Consider the following 22,154-nt stretch of genomic DNA (forward strand, 5'->3'; position numbering starts at 1 on the left):
GCAGAAGCATGATCGTCCGCTTCCCCGAGGTCCTGAATCCGTTCCGAAAAAGTTGCAAAAAATGTAGTCTCCGGAGCCATGGCGACGATCCACGAATTCGGTCCTTTCCGCCTCGACGTCGGGGCCGAGATGCTGTTCCGGGAGTCCGAACCGGTCGCGCTCGGGCGGCGCGCGGTGGTGCTGCTTCGGCTGCTTGTCGAGCGGGCCGGATCGCTGGTTTCCAAGGGTGCGCTGATGGAGGAGGCCTGGCCGGGGCTTGCGATCGAGGAGAGCAACCTGACCGTGCAGATCGCCGCCTTGCGGAGGGCATTTGCCGATATCGACGGAGGCCCGACCTGGATCGAGACGCTGCCCCGTCGCGGCTATCGCTATGTTGGCCCCCCGGTTGCGACCGTGCTCGAACCGAGCGCTGCCGTATCACCGGCGCAGGGGCTGTCCGACAAGCCGTCGCTCGCGGTGCTTCCGTTGTCGAATCTGGGTGGCGATCCCGCGCAGGAGTATTTTTCCGACGGGATCACGGGAGACATCATCGCCGAACTGTCGCGGTTCAGGTCACTATTCGTCGTCGCCCGTCACTCCAGCTTCGCCTACAAAGGCAGGACACCCGAGATCAAACGGGTTGGCCGCGAACTCGGCGTCCGCTACGTGGCCGAAGGCAGTGTGCGCAAGCTCGGCAGCCGTGTGCGGGTGACCATCCAGCTGCTCGATGCTGCGAGCGGCTACAATCTCTGGACCGAACGCTACGAGCGCGATCTCGACGACATCTTCGCTCTACAGGACGAGATTGTACGGGCGATCGTCGCGGCCCTGCCGGGCCGGATGGAGGACGCCGGCCGGGAGGTCGCGAGACGCAAGCCGACCTCCAGCATTACCGCCTATGATCTGGTCCTGCTCGGAAACGAGCGATGGCGTCAGCTGACCGTGAATGCCATGGCGCAGGCCCGAGAATATTTTCGAGGCGCCGTCGCGCTTGACCCGCAATATGCCCGCGCCCACGTCAACATCGCCTGGACCATCGTCTGTGACGTGTTTCTCGAATCACCCACCACCGCGACTCTGGACGAGGCGCGGAGCGAGATCGAGAACGCGCTTGATATCGAGGACGGCGACGCCTGGTCTCATGGCGTCTTCGCTCAGCTGCTGTTCCTGCTGAAAGATGACGCCAAGGCCGAAATCCATTTCAGCCGCGCACTCGCACTCAATCCAAATGATGCCGATGTCGCCGCCGTTTTCGCCAACACCCTGGTCTACTGGGGACGGTGGCGCGAGGCACTGATGTGGATCGGGACAGCCAAGCGGCTCAATCCGTTTCCGCCGAACCTGTACCACTGGTATCACGCGCTTGCCCTCTATTCAGGGCGCGAGTACGAGCAGGCGGTCAAGGCGGTAATGGAGGCGCGGTCGTTCGACAGGTGGTCGCACGGCCTCCTAGCAGCCTGCTATGCGCAGATGGGACGACTCGGCGAGGCGCGGGCCGAGGCTGACGCGTTCGTCAGCCAACGGTGTCGCGAACTGAATGCGAGTGGCAACGCGGCGCCCGCGAGAACTCTCGACCTCGCCCAGGCCAGAGCCGAACGGTATCGCGATCCCTCCGACCGCGAACATTTCCTTGATGGATTGCGCAAGGCGGGTCTCACGGGGTGACGCTCACAGCCACTTGTTTCTCGAACGAGCGAGTTGACGTGCGCTGCCTCGGGTGCCGTCACGTCGTGCGTATCACGCCCAGTTCCTTCGACCGCTGCAGAAGAGCCGGCCGGTAAGGCGGGGAGCGGTCGTCGTCATCAGGGATGGCGCAATAGCCGAACTCCTGCTGGATGCGCTGGATTTCCATGACGCGATCGTTCAACCGCTGCAGATGCTCGAGCGATCCGGCCTTCCAGTAGCGGAAGGTATCGTGAGTGATCGGCACGAAGGCGGTGCCGAACAGCGTTGGATCGGGTACGATGGTCCGCCCGAGCAGCAGGTAGCGGTCGTCACCGACGATGACGAGGGTGGCATAGGGCCGCCCTTCACTCACCCTGAGGCCCTTCAGCGATAGTTCCCGCATGCGCGGGTGATGACACCGTTCTTCGGGCACCCAGCAACGCCATAGAAATTCGCGATTGCCCGCTGCCTCATCTTCAGGCAATGACGCCGTGCAATGAACAAGAGCTTCGAGGAAACTGCCGCTCGTCTGGCGCCGGCGATTTTTGTCGTGCTATGGAGCACGGGATTCATCGGCACCAAATACGTCATCAACAATGCGGAGCCGCTGACCTATCTGGCGATCCGAATGGCGTTCGTGGTGGTGGTGATGACGGTCGTCGCCGCGGTCGCACGGCCGAAATGGCCGGACCGGACAGGCGTTTTCCACAGTGCGGTGGCCGGCATCCTGGTGCACGGCTTCTATCTCGGTGGCACCGCGATTGCGATCGCGCATTCGATTCCCGCAGGCCTGTCCGCGTTGATCCCGGGCCTGCAGCCGATCCTGACCTCGACCATCGCCAACCGCTGGCTCGGCGAGCGCGTCACGCCGCTGCAATGGGGCGGGCTCGTGCTCGGCCTCGCCGGCGTCGTGCTGATCCTGCACAACCGGCCGATGAGGGGCGATGCGGGGTGGGGCTGGCTTGCCTCCGGCGTCTCGCTGATCAGCATCACGCTTGGCACGCTGTACCAGCGCCGTTACTGCAATCAGATCGACTGGCGCGCCGGCAATCTGGTGCAGTACATCGCGGTGACGATCTTCTTCGGCATCGGCGCCTGGCTGTTCGAGACCAATGTCGTGCATTGGACCAACGAGTTCGTGCTGGCGATCGCCTGGCTGGTGTTCGCGCTGTCGATCGGCTCGATCGGATTGCTGTATTGGCTGATCCGTCACCATGCCGCGACCTCGGTCGCGAGCCTGTTCTATCTGGTGCCGGCGGTGACCGCGCTGATGGCCTACATCCTGTTCGGCGAGCGGCTCGATTCGGTATCGATCGCCGGCATGGCCGCCTGCGCCGCCGCGGTGCTGGTGGTCAACCGCCGGTCCTGACCTTTGCTCTAATCCTTGCCGCGGATTTTCGCGTAGGCGGCGAGCGCGCGTTCACGGCCCTCCTTGTGATCGACAATCGGCGGCGGATAGGTCTTGCCGAGTTCGACGCCGGCGCTCGCAAGTTCGATCGGCGTCGCGCTCCAGGGCTGATGGATCACGTCGTTGGGGAGCTGCGCCAGCTCCGGTACCCAGCGCCTGACATAGGCGCCGTCGGGATCGAACGTCTCGCCCTGCAGGATCGGATTGAAGACGCGGAAATAGGGCGCGGCATCGGCGCCGGAGCCGGCGACCCATTGCCAGTTCGCCGGATTGGAGCCGGCATCGGCATCGACCAGCGTGTCCCAGAACCATTGTTCGCCGGCGCGCCAGTCGATCAGCAGGTGCTTCACCAGGAATGAGGCGACCACCATCCGCACCCGGTTGTGCATCACGCCGGTGTGCCAGAGCTCGCGCATGCCGGCATCGACGATCGGGTAGCCGGTCAGGCCGCGCTGCCAGGCTTTCAGCGCACGGGCGTCGCGCTTCCACGGAAACGCGTCGAACTGCGCCTGCAGATTCCGATCCGCCATGTCGGGGACGTCGAACAGCAGATGGCGGCAGAACTCGCGCCAGCCGAGCTCGCTGAGGAATTTGTCGATATCGCCGGCAAGGCGCGGGTGCTCGGCGGCGGCGAAGCGGGCGGCATACCAGACCTGGCGTGGGCTGATCTCGCCGAAGCGCAGATGCGGGGAGAGGCGCGAGGTGCCGTCGCGGTCGGGCCGGTCGCGGTCGTCGCTGTAGCCGCGAATATTCTCATCGAGGAACGCCTTCAGCCTTGCCTGCGCCGCGGCTTCGCCCGGAGTCCAGGTGTCGCGCAGGCCGCCGGCCCAATCGGGCCGGGTCGGTTCGAGATCCCAGTCGTCGAGGGCTTCGCTCGCGACGCCACTGACGGATGCGAGCTTCTTCGGCGCCGGCAGCGGCGCTGGCGGATCGCCAAGCACCTGCGCACGCCGCCAGAACGGTGTGAACACACGCAGGCTACGGTTGTCCTTGTTGCGGATGGCTTTGGGTTCGACGAGCAGGTCGCCAGGAAAAACCCGCGAAGCGATGCCGTCACTTGCGAGCGCGGATTCAACGTCTGCGGCAATCGCCTGATGCGGCGCATGCGCGATCTCGTTCCAGAACACGGCGCCCGCACGGATGTCGCGCGCCAGCGTGGCGATCACGGACGCGGCCGGTCCGGTGCGCAGCACCAGCGTTCCGCCGATAGCCTCGCAGCTCGTGCGGAGCGCGCGCAGCGACTGCGCCAGCCACCAGCGCGTCGCGCCCCCGAGGGGGCGCGCAGCTGGAGGTTTCAGGGCGCGGCTTTCTTCGTCGCGGACATAGAGACCGACCACGGGCGCGCCGCGGCTGGCCGCTTCATGCAGGGCCGGGTGATCCGACAGCCGCAGATCGTCGCGAAACCAGACGATAACAGGCTGTACGCGGGCCACCCGGACGCTGCGTGCCGGCCGTTACTTCGGCTGCGGCACGATGCGGATGTAGGGCTTCGGTTCTTTCCAGCCCTGCGGATAGATCGTCTTGGCCTCGTCGTTGGTGACCGAGCCCGCGATGATCACGTCCTCGCCCTGCTTCCAGTCGGCGGGGGTGGCGACGCGATGCTTGGCGGTGAGTTGCAACGAGTCGATGACGCGCAGGATCTCCTGGAAGTTCCGCCCCGTGGTCATCGGGTAGACCAGCACCAGCTTGATCTTCTTGTCGGGGCCGATGATGAAGACGTTGCGGACCGTCTGATTGTCTGCCGGCGTGCGGGTGAGGGGATCGCCCGACGTCGAGGCCGGCAGCATCTCGTAGAGCTTGGAGACGTTGAAGTCGGTGTCGGCAATCAGCGGATAGTTCGGGGCGGCGCCCTGCGTCTCCAGGATGTCCTCGGCCCATTTGGCGTGGCGATCTGCGGGATCGACCGAAAGGCCGATCAGCTTGATGCCGCGCTTGTCGAACTCCGGTTTCAGCTTGGCCAGCGCGCCGAGCTCGGTCGTGCAGACCGGGGTGAAATCCTTCGGATGGGAGAACAGCAGGGCCCAGCTGTTGCCGATCCAATCGTGGAACTTGATTTTGCCCTCGGTGGTCTGGGCCTCGAAGTCGGGTGCGGTCGCGCCAATCGGAAGTGTCATGATTTTACCTCATCTCATTGATGTTACATGCTAATTTGTATTTGATGCCGTCTGTTCCAATATAGGACAGGACAACGCTTAAGTGAACGGGTTCATGAAAAAGGTGAGATTGTTCTCATAGCGGAGGAATTCCAAGCAACTTGTTTTGATCCTTACCCCTGCGGCGAAATATCAGATGCGGCACAAAAGCTTGGAAATGCCCAGATAAAGCCGCTTATCGCCGTCATCACGCCGGCCCCGGCTGCTATAGGGCTGAACCGCGAAAGCTTCCAAAGCGACCAAATGGCAACCATCTAAAAATCTCGGAACGCAAGTTTCGAATCATTAACCACTCGTTTACGCCCGCATGGAAAAGCTGGCCCCAGATAGGAATTGAAAGCTCCCAAAATGTCTGCCCCAAGTACCAAGACCGCTGAGGCTCTCAGCGGTGCGTTGCATCCGTCCTGCCGCAAGACCGCTGCCCATGCGCTGACCATTGTGCGCGACGGCGTGATCACCGGCGAAGGCCCGACCACCAAGGGCCGTATCCATTTCTCCCGCTCACTCGACGCCGATGACGCTGCCTGGTGCGCGCGCATCCTGACGGCGGCCGCGGTCGAGCATCAGCCGGTCAGCCGGGCCGAGATCGAGGCGTTGTTCGCGATCAACGAGGCTGCTGCCGAGCGCAGCGATGGCGGCCGGTTCGACGACCTGCTCGCCAAGGCGATCGCCCATCATGCCGCGTCCGAGTCCGGCCTGCCGGTGCCGCCGCGGACGGTGGCGCTGTCGCCGGACACGAACATCGATCGCTGGGCGCCGACGCAAGGCACCAAGATGGACACCAAGGTTCTGGAATGGATCGCGGGCCGGATGCGCGGTCAGCGCCGCACCGGCCGTGCGCTCGCGGCGATGGTGGCGACGCTGGTCGGCGCGACTGCGCTGCCGCTCGCAGCCCAGCTGCCCAACGTGTTCGACATCGGGATGATGTGATCACTCGGGATGATGCCTGTGCATCATCCCGAACCAACGGCTTCAGGCGAGAGCGGCGGGGATCACTTCCCCGCCGTTTTCTGTTTGCCGCCGCTCTCCTCGAGCCCGAGCGTCCGCCCCGGGAACCCGGCGACGTCGAAATAGCGGGTCGAGAGCACGCGCTGGAATTTCAGCACGGTGCGCAGGCCGTTGGCCGACGGCTTCTTCGACATGATGGTGCCCTCGGCCATCTTCGGCACGATGCCGTTCGGCAGCGCCTCCGACATCACCCGGCCGATCAACCCGCCATTATTCGGCGCGCGCAGCCCGAGCAATTGCGCCGCGGTCATGCCGACATCGGCGTTGCTGACCGGCAGCGGATCGACATAGCCGGCCTTGAAGTCGGGGCCGATCGCCGCGGTGAAGTTGAAGGTGTCGCCGCGGCTGAAGCTGCCATGCATGCCCTGGCCCTGGCGCAGCACGGTGTCGGCAACTTGCACCGAGCAGTTGGTCGGGATCTCGCAGCCGCTCGACCAGGAGCGGAAGTTGACCACGATCGACGGGTTCGGCGTCACCGCCTTGCCCTTCAGGTTCAGGTTCGACATCGGCAGCGTGCCGGGGAAGGTGCCGAGCCTGTCATCGACGAACAGGCCGCTGACATAGTCCTGCTCAAGCAGCGCCTTGATCACGCGGTCGGCGAGCTTCTTGTCGCGGTTCGGCAGATAGATCAGGTCCGAGCCGCCATTGGTGGCGATCACGACGTCAGGCTTGGCCGGATCCTGGCCGAGCACGCCGTTGCCGGCCTTCGGATGGGCATTGTCGGCGACCTTGGCGTTCTTGTCGTTGGGGTCGAACAGCGGCAGGTTCAGCGCCTTGGCGAGATCGATCGCCAGAAAGCCCATCGGCAGGAAATCCTTCGGCGTGTCGTCATAGGCGATCTTCGCCGAGGGGCTGGTCTTGCTCTCCTTCGAGATCGTCGAGAAGCCGTGGTCGGAGGAGACCATGATGTTGGTGTTGCCGGAAAGCCCGAGCTCGTCGAGCGCCTTGCGAAGCTGGGCGAGGTTGTTGTCGGCATTCTTGATGCCGGCCATCGAGGTCGGGCCGTTGATGCCGGGTGTGATGGTGTTGAGGCTGTCGCCGCTGTTGTGCTGGCTGCCGTCCGGATCGCGCGACCAGAACACCAGCACGAACGGCTTGTTGCGCGCCTTGAACATCGGCAGCACGACCTTGGTCGCGACATCGGCCATGTAGGCCTGCTGCGCGACGTTGGCCACCGTGGTACCGGGCGTCTTGGCGTCGCCGGCCTTGGCATTGTCGCCGCGGCTCGGGGTGGCGAGCGGCAGGCCGGCCTTGGTCAGCGCGTCCTTCATCTCGTCGGAGAGCGGCACGCCGGCCTTGCCGCCGGTGGAATCGTCGACCACGATCGTGTTCTTGCCGCGGTCGGTGTGGTCGAACAGCAGGGTCGGGCCGAGCTTGCCGATGGCGGCGGTGCTGAAGCCCTGGCCGCGGGCCATCTTCAACAGCGTCTCCTCGTTGAGGTAGTCGCCATTGAAGTGATCGTCGATATCGGCGAGCACGGCGTCGTTCTCGATGAAGGGGACCACGGTGTCGCCGGCGGGCACCGAGGTGTAGCCGGTAAAGATCGTGTTGGAGAAGGTGCCGGTGTCGCCGAGATAATGGCCGGTCGACAGCGCCGAGCTGTTCGCCATCGTGAAGGTCGGGAACAGCGAATGCGAATTCTTGAAGTGGACACCCTTGTCGCGGATCTCGGCCATCGCAGGCGCGGTCTGCGGCGTCACGATACCACCGCGCAGGCCGTCGGGGACGAACAGGATCAGGTTGCGGGGCTTTGCATTTTGCGCGGAAGCGGCGCCGGCCGAGAGCGCGATCATGCTCGCGGACAGTAGTGTAATGGCATGGCGCATTTTGTCATTCCCCCTGATGAAGCCCCGCGGCAGCCCGCCGCAGCCTTCGTTTAGTTTTGCCACATGACAGAAATGTTACAGCGCCGGATCGGCGCTGCAACTGCCGGATTTTTCTTGGCGACGGCCGGTCGACACACCGTCATTCCGCCATTCCGCGGGCTGAACCGCGGTTCTCTCATTGCGCGCAGCGCTACCGGCATGCCCGTACCGTGCATAGAGCGCGGGCAGGACGGCAAGCGTGAGCAGCGTCGCGCTGATCAGGCCGCCGATCACGACGGTTGCGAGCGGCTTCTGCACCTCAGCGCCGGTGCCGGTGGCGAACGCCATCGGCACGAAACCGAGCGAGGCGACCAGCGCAGTCATCACCACGGGCCGGAAGCGGGTGAGGGCGCCTTGCTCGATGGCCTCCCGGATCGGCACACCGCGCTCGCGCAATTGCCGGACGAAGCTCAGCATCACGAGCCCGTTCAGCACCGCAACGCCGGACAGCGCGATGAAGCCGACCGCCGCCGAGATCGAGAACGGCATGCCGCGCAGCCACAGCGCCGCGACGCCGCCGGTGAGTGCCAGCGGCACCGCGCTGAACACGAGCAGCGCATCGCGCGCCGAGCCCATCGCCGCCAGCAGCAACAGGAAGATCATCGCAAAGCAGGCCGGCACCACGACGGCAAGGCGCTGGCGCGCCGCGGCGAGATTTTCCGACTGGCCGCCCCAGGTCATCCAGTAGCCGGGCGGCAGCTGCACCGATTGCGTGACCTTTGCCTGAGCTTCCTCGACCACCGAGCCGAGATCGCGGCCGCGGACATTGGCCGTCACCACGATGCGGCGCTTGCCGTTCTCGCGGCTGATCTGGTTCGGCCCTTCGGTGAAGGAGAACTGCGCGACGCGGTTGAGCGGCAGGCTCTGCACCGGCGAACTCGGCGTTGCCTTCGGCAAGGCGACCGGCAAATTGCTCAACGCCTCGAGATCGGAGCGCACGCTCTCCGGCAATCGTACCACGATGTCGAAGCTGCGATCGCCCTCGTAGACAACGCCGGCATCCTGGCCGCCGACCGCGGCACCAATCACGTCCTGGACCTCGGAGACGCTCAGGCCCCGCCGGGCGATCGCCGCCTTGTCGACCTTGATCTCGAGCACGGGCAGGCCGCCGGCCTGTTCGACCTTGACGTCGGTCGCGCCGCGCACGCCGCGCAGCGCGGCGGCGATCTGGTTGGCGGCCTTCTGCATCGGCTCGAACTCGTCGCCGAACACCTTGACCGCGATGTCGCCGCGAACGCCGGCGAGCAGTTCGTTGAAGCGCATCTGGATCGGCTGGGTGAATTCATAGACGTTGCCCGGCAGCCGGCCGACCGCCTTCGAGATCTCCTCGATCAACTGCTCCTTGGTCAGCGATGGATCCGGCCACTGCGCGCGCGGCTTCAGGATGATGAAGGTGTCGGACGCGTTCGGCGGCATCGGGTCGCTCGCCACTTCCGCGGTGCCGGTCTTGGAGAAGACGAACGACACCTGCGGGAAGCGGCTGACCGCCTTCTCGACCGAGAGCTGCATCGCCTGCGACTGCGACAGCGCCGTGCTCGGAATTCTGAGCGCGTGCATGGCGATGTTCTTCTCGTCGAGCGAGGGGATGAACTCCTGGCCGAGCCGGAAGAACCCGAACAGGGCGGTGGCGAACAGCACCACCGCCACCGCGATGACGGGCAGGGGCGCTGCAACCGCGCGCCGGAGCAGCGGGCTGTATCCGCGCTTCAATGCGGCAACGAGCCAGTGCTCTTTCTCCTGCACGCGGCCGGTGATGCCGATCGCGATCAGCGCGGGAACAAGCGTCAGCGACAGCACGAGGGCGGCAGCGAGCGCGAGGATCACGGTCAGTGCCATCGGCTCGAACATCTTGCCTTCGACGCCGGTGAAGGTGAGGAGCGGCACGTAGACCAGCAGGATGATGGCCTGGCCGTAGAGGCTCGGCTGCACCATTTCCACAGCGGACTCCCGCACCGTCGCCAGCCGTTCGTCGCGCGTCAGCACGCGGCCGAGCGCGTGCTGCTTCTCGGCGAGATGACGCAGGCTGTTCTCGGTGATGATGACGGCGCCGTCGACGATCATGCCGAAATCCAGCGCACCGAGGCTCATCAGATTGGCGCTGATGCGGCCCTGCCACATGCCGATCGCCGTCATCAGCATGGCGATCGGGATCACCAGTGCCGTGATCAATGCCGCGCGGAAATTGCCGAGCAGCACGAACAGCACTGCGATCACCAGCAGCGCGCCTTCGCTGAGGTTGCGCGCCACCGTACCGATGGTCGCGTCGACCAGCTGGGTGCGATCGAGCACGGTCTCGACTGCGACGCCTGCCGGCAAGGATGGCGTGATCGCGCGCAGCTTGGCGTCGACCGCGGCCGATACCGTGCGGCTGTTGGCGCCGATCAGCATCAATGCGGTGCCGACCACGACCTCGCGGCCGTTCTCGCTGGCGCTGCCGGTGCGCGTCTCGCCGCCGATCGAGAGCGCGGCGAGGTCGCGGATCCGGACCGGGACGCCGCCGCGCGTGGTGACGACGACGGCGCCGAGCTCCTCGATGTTCTCGAGCCGGCCGCCGGAGCGGACCACGAACCCTTCGCCGTTGCGCTCGATATAGCGGGCGCCGCGGCTGACATTGTTGCTCTGGATCGCCTTGGCGACGTCGGCGAAGGTCAGCCCGAGCGCGATCAGCTTCGCCGCATCGGGATGGACCTGGTACTGCTTCAGGTAGCCGCCGATCGAATCGACGCCGGCGACACCGGGTACCATCTTGATCTGCGGCTTGATGATCCAGTCCTGCACCGTGCGCAGATAGGCGTCCTTCTCGACCTCGCTCTGCAGCAGCTGGCCGTCCGCCGTCAGGAAGCGGCCGTCGCTCTGCAGGCCCGGCGCACCATCGGTCTGCACCTTCTGGCCCGAGTAGTGGACGGTCCACATGTAGATTTCGCCAAGACCGGTCGAGGTCGGGCCAATTCGCGGCTCGATCCCTTGCGGCAGGCGCGCGCGAACTTCGGTCAGGCGCTCGCCGACCTGCTGGCGGGCGAAATAGATGTCGGTGGCTTCGCTGAACACCGCGGTGATCTGCGAGAAGCCGTTACGCGAGAGCGACCGCGTGCTCTCCAGCCCCGGCGCGCCCGCCAGCGCCGTCTCGATCGGGAAGGTGATCTGCTTCTCGATTTCCGCCGGCGACAGCGCCGGGGCGACGGTGTTGATCTGGACCTGCTTGTTGGTGATGTCGGGCACTGCGTCGATCGGGAGCTTGGTCAATGCGAGGCCGCCGAGGAACATCAGGACCGCTGCCAGTGTGACGACGACCCAGCGCCGTTGGATCGCAAGACCGATGATGCGCTCAATCATGGCCGTGCTCCGCTTCGTCCTTCTCGACCTCGGCCTTCAATGTGAAGGTGTTCTGCACAGCGATGGTCTCGCCGGCGGCAAGACCCGCGACGATCTCGATGTCGTCATCGTCCTCGCGACCGGTCCGCACCGACCTCGCCTCGAAGCCGTCGGCATCACGCACGAATACGGTCGGCGTCCCCTTGATGGTTTGAATCGCCTTCTTCGTGACCATTACGGTGGACGGCGCGCCTGACAGCGGCACCTCTGCGGTCACGAAGGTGCCCGGTTTCCAGCGGTGATCCTTGTTGGGCAGGGTCGCGATCACGCGGGCATTGCGGGTCTCGCGGTCGAGCAGGGGGCTGACGAAGATCACGCCGGCACTCGCTTCATCCTCGGTGCCGATGGCGCGGATCTTGACCGACACGCCTTCGCGAACTGCGCTGATGTCCTCCGGCGAGACCGCCAGATCGACCCAGATGTCATCGAGATTGACGATGACATAAAGCTCGCTTTCCTGGCCCTCGCGCCCGATCAGTCCGCCGAGGTCGACGCGCCGTTCGGACACCCGGCCTGAGATCGGCGCGCGCAGGAACTGCGTCCGCAAGCTTTCGGGCGGCTGGTTGGGCAGATCGGCGATCTCGCTTTCCGACAGGCCGAGCGCAAACAGCTTCTGCCGCGCGCCGTCGAGCTTGATCTGGGCGTCGTTCGCGGTCAGCCGCGTGCGCAGGAACTCGTTTTCCGAGACGATGCGGGTCTCGACCAGCGTCTTCTGTCGCGCGTAGAGCGTCTGCTGCAGGTCGTTGGTGAGCCGCGCGGCGAGGTATTCGCTCTTGGCGTCGGCCACCTCACGGCTTTCGATCGCAGCGACGATCTCGCCTTTCTCGACCACGTCGCCGAGACGCTTGCGCAGTTCCGTGACTGTCGCGAGCACGCGGACCGAGACGCGGCCGATATGATCGGCGTCGGGGATAAGCGATCCCGGCGCGAGGAAATGTCGCTTCAGCACGCCGCCGCTGGCCGGTGCGAGCGTGATGCCGGATTCACGAATCTGGTCTTCGCTGAGCTCGATATGTCCGGGGGCCTCATGCCTGGCCTCGGCCTTCGGTGAATCTGCGGCCGCCGTCTCCTGCGTCGCGGCCGGGAACTTGACCGGCCAGCCGATCCATCCGGCCGCCAGAATGATCAGTACAACGCCGGCAGCCACGCCGGCGAAAAATAGAACAACCCGTTTCATATGCGCCTCTCCGCAGCGCATGCCGATGGGCCTGCGCTGTCGCGACATCGATCTGTGCGGAAGCGTGCGTGCTACCGGATGGCGGCGGCGCACGGCCGGTCATGCCGACCGGATCAGGCGCGGGGTGGTTTGAAGGGAGAGAGACGATCGGCTGACGCCGGCAGCCCGATGCTGCTGTCGCCATAGCTGTGCGGCGCATAGGCGATCGGGAATGCCGTCTCCTGCGGCGCCACCGAGGCGACGTGGGTCAGGCAGTGATCGCCATGCAATGAGGCCGGATGCGCGGGAGCATTGCCGCTGGTGTCGTTGATCGACTGTGCGATCGAGAATCCGGAAGCTGCATCGTCATCGCCGTCGAAGGCCCAGCCGTGGAAGAACGACAGCACCAGCGCAAGCGAAATCAGCCCCGCAAGCAGGCTGCGCCAGCGGCGCGATCCTGTTGCATGAGCGGAATTCTGAATCATGGTGCGCGAAGCGTCCATGGGCCCTCATTAGCGCCGCGACCGCGCGCATTCAAGTTCGACGCCCCGACAGAATTGCCGCGGATACTATAACGTTACACGCTCTCAGCGGTTCGGCGCATCAGCCAGCGGCGCGCTGCGACGACAGCCCAGATCGCCTCGACCAGCCCGAACGGCCAGGCGCCCTGCAGGAAGCCGTAGGCCGAGCCGAGCGCGCAGGAGACCGCGAAAGCCAGGATGAACCAGGGGCTCCGATCTTCGGCTGCGTAGCAGACGAGCATCATCGTCACGGCGAACAAACCGAACAGCGTGAGCGCATCCATTCCGCAGCAAGACTCCTGTTGTAACGCTGTTGATATCTGAGCATGCTTGGGCTGGAATATCCATCCAGCGTCGCCGCCCGAAAGGATTGCCCCCATGAAGCGCATGCATGTTCATGTCGCCGTCAAGGACATCTACCAATCGGTCGGATTCTACTCGGCGTTGTTCGGCGCCGAACCGACGGTCGTGAAATCCGACTATGCCAAATGGATGCTCGACGATCCCCGCGTCAACTTCGCGATCTCGACCCGCGGCCGCGAGCCGGGGCTCGATCATCTCGGCATTCAGGTGGAAAGCGCCGAGGAACTCGGCGAGGTTTATGACCGGCTCCGCAAGGCGGGCGGCGAGGTGATCGAGCAGGGCCAAACGGTGTGCTGCTATGCCAAGTCCGAGAAGTCGTGGATCGACGATCCCGCGGGAATCGCGTGGGAGACCTTCCGTACGACCGGTGAAAGCATCGTCTACGGCGACGGCAGCGGCGAGCGGACCGCGCGTGTCGCGCACGAGAAGCTGGACGGGCAACAGAGCGCCTGTTGTGCGCCACAGCCCCAGGCCGCGCCGCCCGAGGCTTCGGCCTGCTGCAGATCGTGAGCTCGGGCGGTCGCGCATACCGACGCCAGGACGTCGCCGGGCCGTCGTCATGTCGGCGCAGCCGGCTACCGTTGTAAGCAAAGGCTTAATGCCTGCGACATATTATCCCAGCGACGACTCCCCTCCGTGCTAACAGCCCCCTAACCATGCGGCTTTTGCCAATCAAGGATCCTGAGCGGTCCTGGCGTCATATCAAGGCACAATGGAAGAAGGACGCTGAAGGCGTCGGGGAGGATTTTGCCACCTTTGGCGGCATCAGTGCCTTTGAAGCGCTGACCGCCAGGGAGGGCGACAGTCAGGGGCTGTATCACCTGACCGACGGCGAACGGGTCCACGCGGTCTGTCAGGTGAGGCGTCTGTTGATGAGCCGATATACGTCGCCGGCGCTCAGCGCGCGGTTCATCAATGTGTCTCCGATTTACGATCTCGGCCTCGCCGATGTCAGCGATTACGCGCAGATGCTCGTGGCGCTGTTCTCCGGCGTCGTCTGGCTGTCGCGCGATGCGCTGGCGGCCACTCACATCCGTTTTCTGCTCAAGAGTCCTGGCGACTCGCAATTCTTCGCCGCGCTCAAGGCCGCGACGCCGTTCTCTCCATTCTCGAAATTCAGCATTGAGGGCGCGTTGATCGAGTGCAGCCTGAAGGAGGCGGCCGGGGTCGCCTGAGGCGGTCGCGTCCCGAGGATGCCCGTGCCGATCGCGCTCAGCTACTCATCCACCTTAACAGTCCGATAACTGATTTTCCTAACGACCCCTTGGGTTGTGCTCCCGTACAAGGGCACCCGCAGGGGCAGGAAAATGTCGGTTATCTCAACGAACAGCGTGAAGCCGGAGCACCGGCGGCTGTCGATCAAGGGTATGCTGCGCGCCACAAGGATGGGCGCCATTCAGTGGCTCGTCCTGAGCGCCGCGCTGCTGGTGCTCGCCATCACACTTGGCACCGGCTATCTCGCGCTGCAGTTTCGCGAGCGCGCGCTGGAGATGTCCGAACGCGAGCTCAACAACACCGCGCTGCTGCTGTCGCGGCATTTCGATCAGCAGCTCAGCGACCTCCAGCATGTCCACGACGACATCGTGAACTATCTGCGGTCGGAGCAGGTCGAGACCGCCGATCAGTTCGAAAAGAACATGTCGCTCCTGAGCGAGCACGAGATGCTGCGCACGCGGCTGGCCGCGCTGCCGCATGTCGGCGGGCTCAATCTGTTCAACGCCAAGGGATGGCTGATCAACTCGTCCGAGATGTGGCCGGTGCCCGACGTCAGCATTGCCGAACGGCGCTATTTCCAGGAGTTCACCTCGGGACGGCCGACGTCGCCTGTCATCGTCGAACCCGCGATGAGCAAGGTGACCGGCAACTGGACCACGATCTTTGCGCGCAAGATCACCGGGCGCAACGGCGAGATCATCGGCTTCGCGAGCCGCGGCGTCGAGCCCAGCCATTTCGAGGATTTCGTGGCCTCGCTGGCGCTGGACGGCGACACCGTGATTTCGATGATCCATCGCGACGGAACGATCATCGCGCGTTATCCGCAGGATGCCGGCGTGGTCGGCCGCAACATCATCGACCAGCCGCTGTTCCGGAAGGTCATCAGCCTTGGCGGCAACCTGTCGGGACGGTTCGTCGGCGCCTCGGGTGAGGAGAATGTCGGCGCGGCCAGGTCGCTGTCGCATTTTCCGATCCTGATCCTTGCCACCACGAGGACCTCCAGCGCGCTGGAGGACTGGCGCGCCCAGACCAAGCTGCAGTTCTGCGCCGCTGTGCTGGCGGTGCTGATCGTCGTCATGACGATCTTCCTGATCGTCCGCCAGTTGCAGCGGCAGCACGACGCGGCGCAGCGCCGGCTGTCCGAAAAGAGCCAGCATCTCGACACCGCGATCAACACCATGACGCAGGGGCTCCTGCTGTTCGACGCCTCGGCGCGGCTCGTGATCTGCAACCAGCGATACATCGACATGTTCGGCCTGTCGCCCGATGTCGCCAGGCCCGGCTGCCATCTGCGCGATCTGATCCTGCATCGACAGGCGCTCGGTTCATTCGTCGGCGATGTCGATGAATATTGTGCGCGGTTCACCAACCCCAGGGGTGATGAAATCCGGGACTCGGTGATCATGACGCCCGACGGCCGCAGCATCCGCCTGATCTACAAGCGCGCACCTGACGGGGGCTGGGCTACCACGCTCGAGGACGTCACCGATGGGCGGCGTGCGCAGGCGCAGATCGAGTATCTCGCGCATTACGATGCCCTGACCAATCTGCCGAACCGGACGCTGTTCCAGCGTCACGCGGAAGAATTGTTGCGCGAGGCTACCGTCTGCGAATTCGCGATCCATTACATCGATATCGACGAGTTCAAGCGGATCAACGACACGCTGGGTCATCCGATCGGCGATGAATTCCTCCGGCGCGTGGCCGACAAGTTGCGCCAGTCGGTCGGGTCGAACGACTTCATCGCACGCCTCGGCGGCGACGAGTTCGCGATCGTCCAGCATGACATCATGTCGGACGACGACGTCAGCGATCTGGTCGCGCGCGTCTACCAGTCGCTGCGTACGCCGTTCGACTGCCACGGTCATTGGCTGTCGAGCGACGCCAGCATCGGCATCGCGATCGCCCCGCGTCACGGCTCCGACCTGATCGGCTTGCTCAAATGCGCCGACCTCGCCATGTACGCGGCCAAGGCCGCCGGCCGCAGAACCTATCGCTTCTTCGATCCGGCGATGGAGAAGCAGGTCAATCTGCGCCGCGCGCTGGAGGCCGATCTGCGAAGTGCGTTGGCGGAGGACCGCTTCGAGCTGCACTATCAGCCGCTGGTCGACCTGCGCAGCGACGAGGTGACCGGCTGCGAGGCGCTGCTGCGTTGGCGCCATCCGGTGCGCGGCATGATCTCCCCGGCGGAGTTCATACCGGTCGCCGAGGAAACCGGGCTGATCGAGGAGATCGGGCAGTGGGTGTTGCGCACCGCCTGCATCGAGGCGGCGGGCTGGCCGGCGCATGTGCGCTTGGCGGTCAACGTGTCGCCGATCCAGTTCAAGTCGGAGACGCTGGCGCTCAAGGTCGCGAGCGCGCTCGCCGAGAGCGGGCTCGACCCACGCAGGCTCGAGCTCGAGATCACCGAGGCGGTGCTGATCGCCGACGACGATGCCGCGCTGGTCACGCTCGGCCAGCTCCGCGCGCTCGGTGTCCACATCGCGCTTGACGATTTCGGCACCGGCTACTCCTCGTTGCAATATCTGCAGCGCTTTCCGTTCGACAAGATCAAGATCGACCGCAGCTTCGTCAAGGAAGTCACCCGCAACAGCGGCTCGGCCTCGATCATCCGCGCGGTGGTCTCGATCGCGGCCGACCGCAACATGATCACGACCGCCGAGGGCGTCGAGACCGATCAGCAGCGCGACACCGTGCAGATGCTGGGCTGCACGCAGATGCAGGGTTATCTGTTCAGCAAGCCGGTTCCGGCGCAAGACCTCCGGACACTGCTCGCGGCCGATAGCGTCGAGGACGCCGCCTGAGCGGCTCTCACTGAAAAGTTTCAAAAAATCGACCTGCCGACGTGTCGGCCGCGGAACCGAAACGGTGGAACCGCGTTCCATTGCGGGGCTCGACCGGCAGGCAATCAATGAAGACCGCAGCAACGTCCGCGGCCATGCTGCTCTTTACCTCGTGCATGGCGAGCGCAGAGAGCGGCCTTGCGTCCTATTATCATGGCATCGGCAGGAGTGGCGAGATGACCTGCGCGCATCGCAAGCGGCCATTCGGCAGCATGGTCACTGTGTCGTATCACGGGAAGTCGATCCGCTGCCGGGTCAACGACCGCGGACCGTTCGTTCGCGGACGGATCATCGATGTCTCGACCACGGCGGCCCGCGCGCTCGGCATCCTTCAGCTCGGCGTCGCGCATGTGGTGATCGAGTAGCGCGCGGCCGGCGGCGGGATCAGGGTTTTGAGGCGGTCGCCCGCTGCTCGGCGATCGCCTTGCGGAGCGTGCGCGACAGCGCTTCGACCGAATAGGGCTTCTGGATCAGCTCGAAGCCGCTGTGCGCGTTCTCGGCGAGCACGTTGCTGTAGCCGCTGGTCAGCACCACCGGCAGGCCGGGAAAGCGATCGCGGATCACGCCGGCGAGCTCGACGCCATTCATGCCGGGCATGATCACGTCGGAGAACACGAGGTCGGCGGCGAACTCGTTCTCGGAGAGGATCGACAGCGCGGCGTTGGCGTTCGCCGCGCGCTTGACCGAATAACCGAGATCCTCGAGCAGCTCGGTGGAGAACTGGCCGACATCGTCGTTGTCCTCGACCACGAGGACGCGATAGCCGCGGCCGATCGAGGCCTGCTCGATGCCGGCGCTGGCCGCGACCTTGGCGTCCGCCGGGCGCATCGCCTGCGGCAGATAGATGGTGAAGGTTGCGCCGTGCCCGGGCGTGCTGGTCACCTCGATGTCGCCGTCGGATTGCTTGACGAAACCGAAGGCCTGGCTCAGCCCGAGGCCCGTTCCCTTGCCGACCTCCTTGGTCGTGAAGAACGGTTCGAAGATCGCATCGAGATTATCCGGCGAGATGCCGGTACCGGTATCCTGGATCGAGACCGTCACGAAATCACCGCTGCGCGAGGCCTGGGCGCGCAGCGCAGGGATGTGCTTGACCTTCCTCACGCCGATCGTCAGCTGGCCTTCGCCGTTCATGGCATCTCGGCCGTTGACCGCAAGGTTGATCATCGCGGTCTCGAACTGGCCGATATCGGCGATCGCAAAGCAGTCGGGATCGTCGATCCTGACCTCGATGTGAATCCGCGCGCCGACCAGCGGACGGATCAGCTGCACCACGCTATCGACCTGTGCTCCGACATTGAACACTTCGGGATTGAGCGGTTGCCGGCGCGCAAACGCCAGGAGCTGCGCGGTGAGCTTGGAGGCACGCTCCACGGTCTCGGAGATCGCGTCGATGTAGCGGCGTCGCCGCTCATCCGGCAGCTCGCGGCGGCGCAGGAAGTCGGTCGCCGAGCGGATGATGGTGAGCAGATTGTTGAAGTCGTGCGCGACGCCGCCGGTGAGCTGGCCGACCGCTTCCATCTTCTGCGACTGCCGCAGGGCTTCCTCGCCGAGCCGCCGCTCGGTGATGTCGACGGCCTCCGGCACCGCGCCGACGATCGTGCCGTGCTGGTCCTGCAACGGGCGCATCGCGAAATCGAAATAGCGCTCGCCGATCGGCAGCTGCAATTGCAGCTCGATCTTGACCTCCTCGCCGCGCAGCGCGGTCGCAAAGGCATTCTGGATCACGCGCGGCATGCCGTCGGTCGCAGTGAACCATGGCGTGTCCCAGAACGGCTTGCCGACGACGTCACTGGCCTCGGCGCGGATGCCGGCCAGCGCGGTCTGGTTGGTATAGAGCAGATCGCCATCCCGGTTGAGCAGCATCTGATATTGATGGCTGGTTTCCAGGATCGCGCGCATCTGCGCTTCGCGGGATTCGAGCTGTGCGGTGCGCTCCAGGATGCGCCGTTCCAGCGACTCGTTGAGCTTGCGCAGCTCGATCTCGGCTTCCTTGGCCGCCGTGATGTCGTGGGCGACGCCGATGAAGCCGATATGCTTGCCGTTCGGGTCCCAACGCGGTTGCGATTCCGAGCGCAGCCAGCGCCAATCGCCCGCCGCATTCCGATAGCGTGCCTCGAGCACGAACGGCTTGAGCGACAATTCGCCGGTGATCTGCTCCTGCAGGATGTTCGGCAGATCATCCGGATGCAGCGCCTTGCGCCAGTCGAACACGACCGCTTCCTCGAACGGCAGGCCGAGGAAATCCAGATAGGCCTGGTTGGCGAAGGAGCGGGTGCGGTCGAGCTTGGTCACCCAGATCGGCACCGGCGCGCTGTCGGCGATCAGGCGGAAGCGTTCCTCGCTCTCGCGCAGGGTTTCCTGCGCCAGCATCTGATCGGTGACGTCGAGATCGGCGCCGACCAGCCGCAGCGCACGGCCGCTGCGGTCGCGGTCGATCTTGGCGACGACACGGATCCAGCGGCTCTCGCCGTCGTTCGGGCGGATGATGCGGTACTCGGCGGTGTAATCCTCGCCGCCGGCCTTGAGCACGCCGAACAGGTGACTGATGGTTCGTTCGCGATCATCGGGGTGGATGCGCGCGACCCAGTTCTCGTAGGTCTCGTTGACCTCCTCGGGCGGCAGGCCGTGCACCAGCAGATATTCGGGGGAGCGGCGGTTGCGCACGCCGTCGCGGAAATCGATCTCGAGCCCGCCGACTCGCGCGATGCGCTGGATCCGCGCCAACTCGGCCTCGCGCTCCTGAAGCTCGCGATGGGCCCGATCGCGTTCGCGCGCGATCTCCTCAAGGTGCTGCCGCAGCCGTTCGGCTGCCGCAGTTTCGGGAAGCACATCAGCGGGATCGGGTGGGGTCATACGCGCCGGCAACCTCTCGGCGCAGTTTCACACAGGACGAGGCGGCTTTTCCAGCGTGATTTGCGGCGATCACTTTGCTCGTCGCTTGCCCTTCATTTGCCTTTGGTCGGGCGGCAATTATAGGCCCTGCGGAACCCGGCGGCCTGCGCATCCTCCTCGGAGCAGAACCAGCGATCCGGGTTGCCGAGGCCCGGGTAACTGCGGCACGCCTGCAGGTGATAGATGCCGACATTGCCGGTGACGCGGGCGCGGACGGCATACTTGCCCTTGATGTTGCAGCTTGCCGGCATCGGCAGGTCGTCGGGGAAGAGCGCATTGCGGATCTGCGTGTCACGGTCGGCCGGGCAGGCGTTGCCGAGCAGGGCGCCGTCCTTCTTGCCGAGGCGAAAGTCGCGCGGCGCCACGAAGCAGCCCTTCCACAGCCCCGCACGACTGCCCGTGGCGGTGGCTTGATCCGGCTTGAATCGGCCAGTGGCCGATGTCTCGACGTTGAGGGCGTAGCCCTTCTGCACCATCACCTGGCTGAGGCTGGTCGGGTCGCCCTCGAGCTTGCAGACGCCGAGGCGGCGCTTCTTGAAGGTCGGATCGACGCCGATGTCGTCGCAATGAATCGGTTTGCCGCCGATCAGCTTTGTCAGCTGGTCGCGTGCTTCAATCCCGCAGGTCCAGACGTCGGCGTGCTCGTCGATGCAGAGCTGGTCGGCCGCCGGGGCGTCGATGCCGTCGAGCCGATAAACCGTGTTGCCGAGCTGAACCGTGCCGGCGTCCTTGACGATCGCCGTGGCGGAGGGGCCACCGGTCGCAGACAGCGCAGCCGTCGCAGACAGGACAGGGCTTACGGACAGGCATGTCAGGAGAAGCGTCGTGATGACCGGATTCCGAAACCGCATTTTCTCACTTCAGGTCTTTGGCGGGCAGCCGAACTTCTAGCACAGGCAGGTACGATCCAACCAAGGACTGTTCGCGAAAGATGCGCGCGCGCCGTCACATCCCGATCGGCATTCCGCGACGTAAAACGGCCGGACATTGCCATCGAAGGGATGCTGACATGGCCGAGTTCATCATCACCATCATTGCCGATGTCATCACCGACATCTGGACGCTGCAATGCCTCGCGCGCTGGCGGCGCACGAGAAAGGCGCCTCAGCAGACAGCTTCCGAGCAAAGATGCGATTGACTACGTGAGAACAAAATAGGAACATCATGTGCCACCTGAATCCCGGATGCCCCATGATGTCTGCACGGCCCGAATCTAATGACGATGACGGGCTGGAAGTGGCTGTCGATCAGGCCATTTCCGCCTGCGGCGGCAATTTGCGCGCGACCATCAGGGCGCTGATCGTTGCCAATGAATTCCTGGAGAATGAGGTCAGCGAGCTGATGAAGGCCGTCGCCAAGGCCCATTCGCGCGGCCGCTTCAAGACCTATTCGGGCTGAAATACCCCTCAGGCTACCGCCAAGAACTGGCCAAGAACTGGCCAAGAACCGGCCAGGCGCCTGGCCCGGTCTGCATTTGCCTCCGGGGCATTTTGCTGTACGACGGAGTGGTTACGCCCAATCGCCCGTGCCGGATTGCGCGGGGAGGAATCCTGCCCAAAGCCCAAGCAAGAAGAGCATGTTCAAACGAATCCTGATCGCCAACCGCGGCGAGATCGCCTGCCGGGTCATCAAGACTGCGCGCCGTATGGGGATTGAGACGGTTGCCGTCTACTCCGAGGCCGACCGCGACGCGCTGCATGTCGAGATGGCCGAC

19 protein-coding genes and 1 pseudogene are annotated in these 22,154 nt (G+C 64.8%); 10 read left to right on the plus strand and 10 right to left on the minus strand.

Annotation, left to right across the window (positions count from 1 at the left end):
• The first annotated feature begins 78 nt into the window (after window positions 1-78).
• On the plus strand, window positions 79-1,644 hold the full coding sequence (locus tag AC066Y_RS11560; protein ID WP_478273962.1) for a winged helix-turn-helix domain-containing tetratricopeptide repeat protein: 1,566 nt from the start codon (window positions 79-81) through the stop codon (window positions 1,642-1,644).
• 58 nt (window positions 1,645-1,702) lie between these two features.
• On the opposite strand, the pseudogene AC066Y_RS11565 reads toward AC066Y_RS11560, so the two are convergent.
• Window positions 1,703-2,041, minus strand: a pseudogene (locus tag AC066Y_RS11565) (YkgJ family cysteine cluster protein); the annotation flags it as partial.
• 99 nt (window positions 2,042-2,140) lie between these two features.
• On the opposite strand from AC066Y_RS11565, the gene AC066Y_RS11570 reads away from it, so the two are divergent.
• Window positions 2,141-3,013 carry a DMT family transporter gene (locus AC066Y_RS11570; protein WP_478273963.1) on the plus strand — a complete coding sequence of 291 codons (873 nt, stop codon included), beginning with the start codon at window positions 2,141-2,143 and terminating at the stop codon, window positions 3,011-3,013.
• Between the two features lie 8 nt (window positions 3,014-3,021).
• On the opposite strand, the gene AC066Y_RS11575 is transcribed toward AC066Y_RS11570, so the two are convergent.
• On the minus strand, window positions 3,022-4,485 hold the full coding sequence (locus AC066Y_RS11575; RefSeq protein WP_478273964.1) for a cryptochrome/photolyase family protein: 1,464 nt from the start codon (window positions 4,483-4,485) through the stop codon (window positions 3,022-3,024).
• A 21-nt stretch (window positions 4,486-4,506) separates the two neighbouring features.
• Entirely contained in the window at window positions 4,507-5,166 is a 660-nt protein-coding gene (locus AC066Y_RS11580; RefSeq protein WP_338689569.1) for a peroxiredoxin, read from the minus strand.
• A gap of 387 nt (window positions 5,167-5,553) precedes the next feature.
• Here AC066Y_RS11580 and AC066Y_RS11585 point away from each other — a divergent pair, with 387 nt between their 5' ends.
• On the plus strand, window positions 5,554-6,135 hold the full coding sequence (locus AC066Y_RS11585; RefSeq protein ID WP_478273965.1) for a hypothetical protein: 582 nt from the start codon (window positions 5,554-5,556) through the stop codon (window positions 6,133-6,135).
• A 62-nt stretch (window positions 6,136-6,197) separates the two neighbouring features.
• Here AC066Y_RS11585 and AC066Y_RS11590 read toward each other — a convergent pair whose 3' ends face one another.
• The 5 genes from AC066Y_RS11590 to AC066Y_RS11610 form a co-directional block, all read right to left on the minus strand.
• Entirely contained in the window at window positions 6,198-8,039 is a 1,842-nt protein-coding gene (locus AC066Y_RS11590) for an alkaline phosphatase family protein (protein WP_478273966.1), read from the minus strand.
• 75 nt (window positions 8,040-8,114) lie between these two features.
• Complete coding sequence (locus AC066Y_RS11595; protein ID WP_478273967.1) at window positions 8,115-11,411, minus strand: efflux RND transporter permease subunit; 3,297 nt, start codon at window positions 11,409-11,411, stop codon at window positions 8,115-8,117.
• Window positions 11,404-12,627 carry an efflux RND transporter periplasmic adaptor subunit gene (locus tag AC066Y_RS11600; protein ID WP_478273968.1) on the minus strand — a complete coding sequence of 408 codons (1,224 nt, stop codon included), beginning with the start codon at window positions 12,625-12,627 and terminating at the stop codon, window positions 11,404-11,406. Before AC066Y_RS11600 ends, AC066Y_RS11595 begins: the two co-directional genes overlap by 8 nt.
• Window positions 12,628-12,740: 113 nt before the next feature.
• Window positions 12,741-13,109: a hypothetical protein gene (locus AC066Y_RS11605; RefSeq protein WP_478273969.1), complete on the minus strand. Its 369-nt coding sequence runs from the start codon at window positions 13,107-13,109 to the stop codon at window positions 12,741-12,743.
• Window positions 13,110-13,183: 74 nt separating this feature from the next.
• On the minus strand, window positions 13,184-13,411 hold the full coding sequence (locus tag AC066Y_RS11610) for a hypothetical protein (protein WP_097675156.1): 228 nt from the start codon (window positions 13,409-13,411) through the stop codon (window positions 13,184-13,186).
• Between the two features lie 94 nt (window positions 13,412-13,505).
• Between AC066Y_RS11610 and AC066Y_RS11615 the strand changes: the two genes are divergently transcribed.
• The 4 genes from AC066Y_RS11615 to AC066Y_RS11630 all read left to right on the plus strand — a co-directional run bounded on the left by AC066Y_RS11615 (window position 13,506) and on the right by AC066Y_RS11630 (window position 17,913).
• A complete protein-coding gene (locus tag AC066Y_RS11615) occupies window positions 13,506-14,000 on the plus strand; it encodes an ArsI/CadI family heavy metal resistance metalloenzyme (RefSeq protein ID WP_478273970.1) in 495 nt (164 codons plus the stop codon).
• Between the two features lie 146 nt (window positions 14,001-14,146).
• Window positions 14,147-14,665 (plus strand): hypothetical protein, encoded by a 519-nt coding sequence (locus AC066Y_RS11620; RefSeq protein WP_478273971.1) that lies wholly within the window; start codon window positions 14,147-14,149, stop codon window positions 14,663-14,665.
• 132 nt (window positions 14,666-14,797) lie between these two features.
• On the plus strand, window positions 14,798-17,509 hold the full coding sequence (locus AC066Y_RS11625; RefSeq protein ID WP_478273972.1) for a bifunctional diguanylate cyclase/phosphodiesterase: 2,712 nt from the start codon (window positions 14,798-14,800) through the stop codon (window positions 17,507-17,509).
• Window positions 17,510-17,616: 107 nt separating this feature from the next.
• Complete coding sequence (locus AC066Y_RS11630; protein WP_478273973.1) at window positions 17,617-17,913, plus strand: septal ring lytic transglycosylase RlpA family protein; 297 nt, start codon at window positions 17,617-17,619, stop codon at window positions 17,911-17,913.
• A 19-nt stretch (window positions 17,914-17,932) separates the two neighbouring features.
• Here the strand turns inward: AC066Y_RS11630 and AC066Y_RS11635 are convergent, their stop codons facing one another.
• Together AC066Y_RS11635 and AC066Y_RS11640 are read right to left on the minus strand one after the other, a co-directional pair.
• Window positions 17,933-20,401: a PAS domain-containing hybrid sensor histidine kinase/response regulator gene (locus AC066Y_RS11635; protein WP_478273974.1), complete on the minus strand. Its 2,469-nt coding sequence runs from the start codon at window positions 20,399-20,401 to the stop codon at window positions 17,933-17,935.
• Window positions 20,402-20,493: 92 nt separating this feature from the next.
• Window positions 20,494-21,291: a thermonuclease family protein gene (locus AC066Y_RS11640; RefSeq protein ID WP_478273975.1), complete on the minus strand. Its 798-nt coding sequence runs from the start codon at window positions 21,289-21,291 to the stop codon at window positions 20,494-20,496.
• A gap of 158 nt (window positions 21,292-21,449) precedes the next feature.
• On the opposite strand from AC066Y_RS11640, the gene AC066Y_RS11645 reads away from it, so the two are divergent.
• The 3 genes from AC066Y_RS11645 to AC066Y_RS11655 form a co-directional block, all read left to right on the plus strand.
• A complete protein-coding gene (locus AC066Y_RS11645) occupies window positions 21,450-21,578 on the plus strand; it encodes a hypothetical protein (protein WP_478273976.1) in 129 nt (42 codons plus the stop codon).
• 53 nt (window positions 21,579-21,631) lie between these two features.
• Window positions 21,632-21,838, plus strand: coding sequence for a hypothetical protein (locus tag AC066Y_RS11650; RefSeq protein WP_478273977.1), 207 nt, complete (start codon window positions 21,632-21,634; stop codon window positions 21,836-21,838).
• A 178-nt stretch (window positions 21,839-22,016) separates the two neighbouring features.
• The coding region (locus AC066Y_RS11655; protein ID WP_478273996.1) for a biotin carboxylase N-terminal domain-containing protein at window positions 22,017-22,154 on the plus strand (138 nt) is incomplete at its 3' end.

It is taken from the genome of Bradyrhizobium sp. USDA3010 (genome assembly GCF_056429065.1).

Bases quoted from the DNA above. Each gene is read 5' to 3' on its own strand.
- AC066Y_RS11585 (WP_478273965.1), top strand. From the start codon at position 5,554: ATGTCTGCCCCAAGTACCAAGACCGCTGAGGCTCTCAGCGGTGCGTTG.
- AC066Y_RS11600 (WP_478273968.1), bottom strand. From the start codon at position 12,627: ATGAAACGGGTTGTTCTATTTTTCGCCGGCGTGGCTGCCGGCGTTGTA.
- AC066Y_RS11570 (WP_478273963.1), top strand. From the start codon at position 2,141: ATGAACAAGAGCTTCGAGGAAACTGCCGCTCGTCTGGCGCCGGCGATT.
- AC066Y_RS11590 (WP_478273966.1), bottom strand. From the start codon at position 8,039: ATGCGCCATGCCATTACACTACTGTCCGCGAGCATGATCGCGCTCTCG.
- AC066Y_RS11610 (WP_097675156.1), bottom strand. From the start codon at position 13,411: ATGGATGCGCTCACGCTGTTCGGTTTGTTCGCCGTGACGATGATGCTC.
- AC066Y_RS11580 (WP_338689569.1), bottom strand. From the start codon at position 5,166: ATGACACTTCCGATTGGCGCGACCGCACCCGACTTCGAGGCCCAGACC.
- AC066Y_RS11635 (WP_478273974.1), bottom strand. From the start codon at position 20,401: ATGACCCCACCCGATCCCGCTGATGTGCTTCCCGAAACTGCGGCAGCC.
- AC066Y_RS11560 (WP_478273962.1), top strand. From the start codon at position 79: ATGGCGACGATCCACGAATTCGGTCCTTTCCGCCTCGACGTCGGGGCC.
- AC066Y_RS11630 (WP_478273973.1), top strand. From the start codon at position 17,617: ATGAAGACCGCAGCAACGTCCGCGGCCATGCTGCTCTTTACCTCGTGC.
- AC066Y_RS11650 (WP_478273977.1), top strand. From the start codon at position 21,632: ATGATGTCTGCACGGCCCGAATCTAATGACGATGACGGGCTGGAAGTG.
- AC066Y_RS11645 (WP_478273976.1), top strand. From the start codon at position 21,450: ATGGCCGAGTTCATCATCACCATCATTGCCGATGTCATCACCGACATC.
- AC066Y_RS11625 (WP_478273972.1), top strand. From the start codon at position 14,798: ATGTCGGTTATCTCAACGAACAGCGTGAAGCCGGAGCACCGGCGGCTG.
- AC066Y_RS11620 (WP_478273971.1), top strand. From the start codon at position 14,147: ATGCGGCTTTTGCCAATCAAGGATCCTGAGCGGTCCTGGCGTCATATC.
- AC066Y_RS11615 (WP_478273970.1), top strand. From the start codon at position 13,506: ATGAAGCGCATGCATGTTCATGTCGCCGTCAAGGACATCTACCAATCG.
- AC066Y_RS11595 (WP_478273967.1), bottom strand. From the start codon at position 11,411: ATGATTGAGCGCATCATCGGTCTTGCGATCCAACGGCGCTGGGTCGTC.
- AC066Y_RS11605 (WP_478273969.1), bottom strand. From the start codon at position 13,109: ATGGACGCTTCGCGCACCATGATTCAGAATTCCGCTCATGCAACAGGA.
- AC066Y_RS11640 (WP_478273975.1), bottom strand. From the start codon at position 21,291: ATGCGGTTTCGGAATCCGGTCATCACGACGCTTCTCCTGACATGCCTG.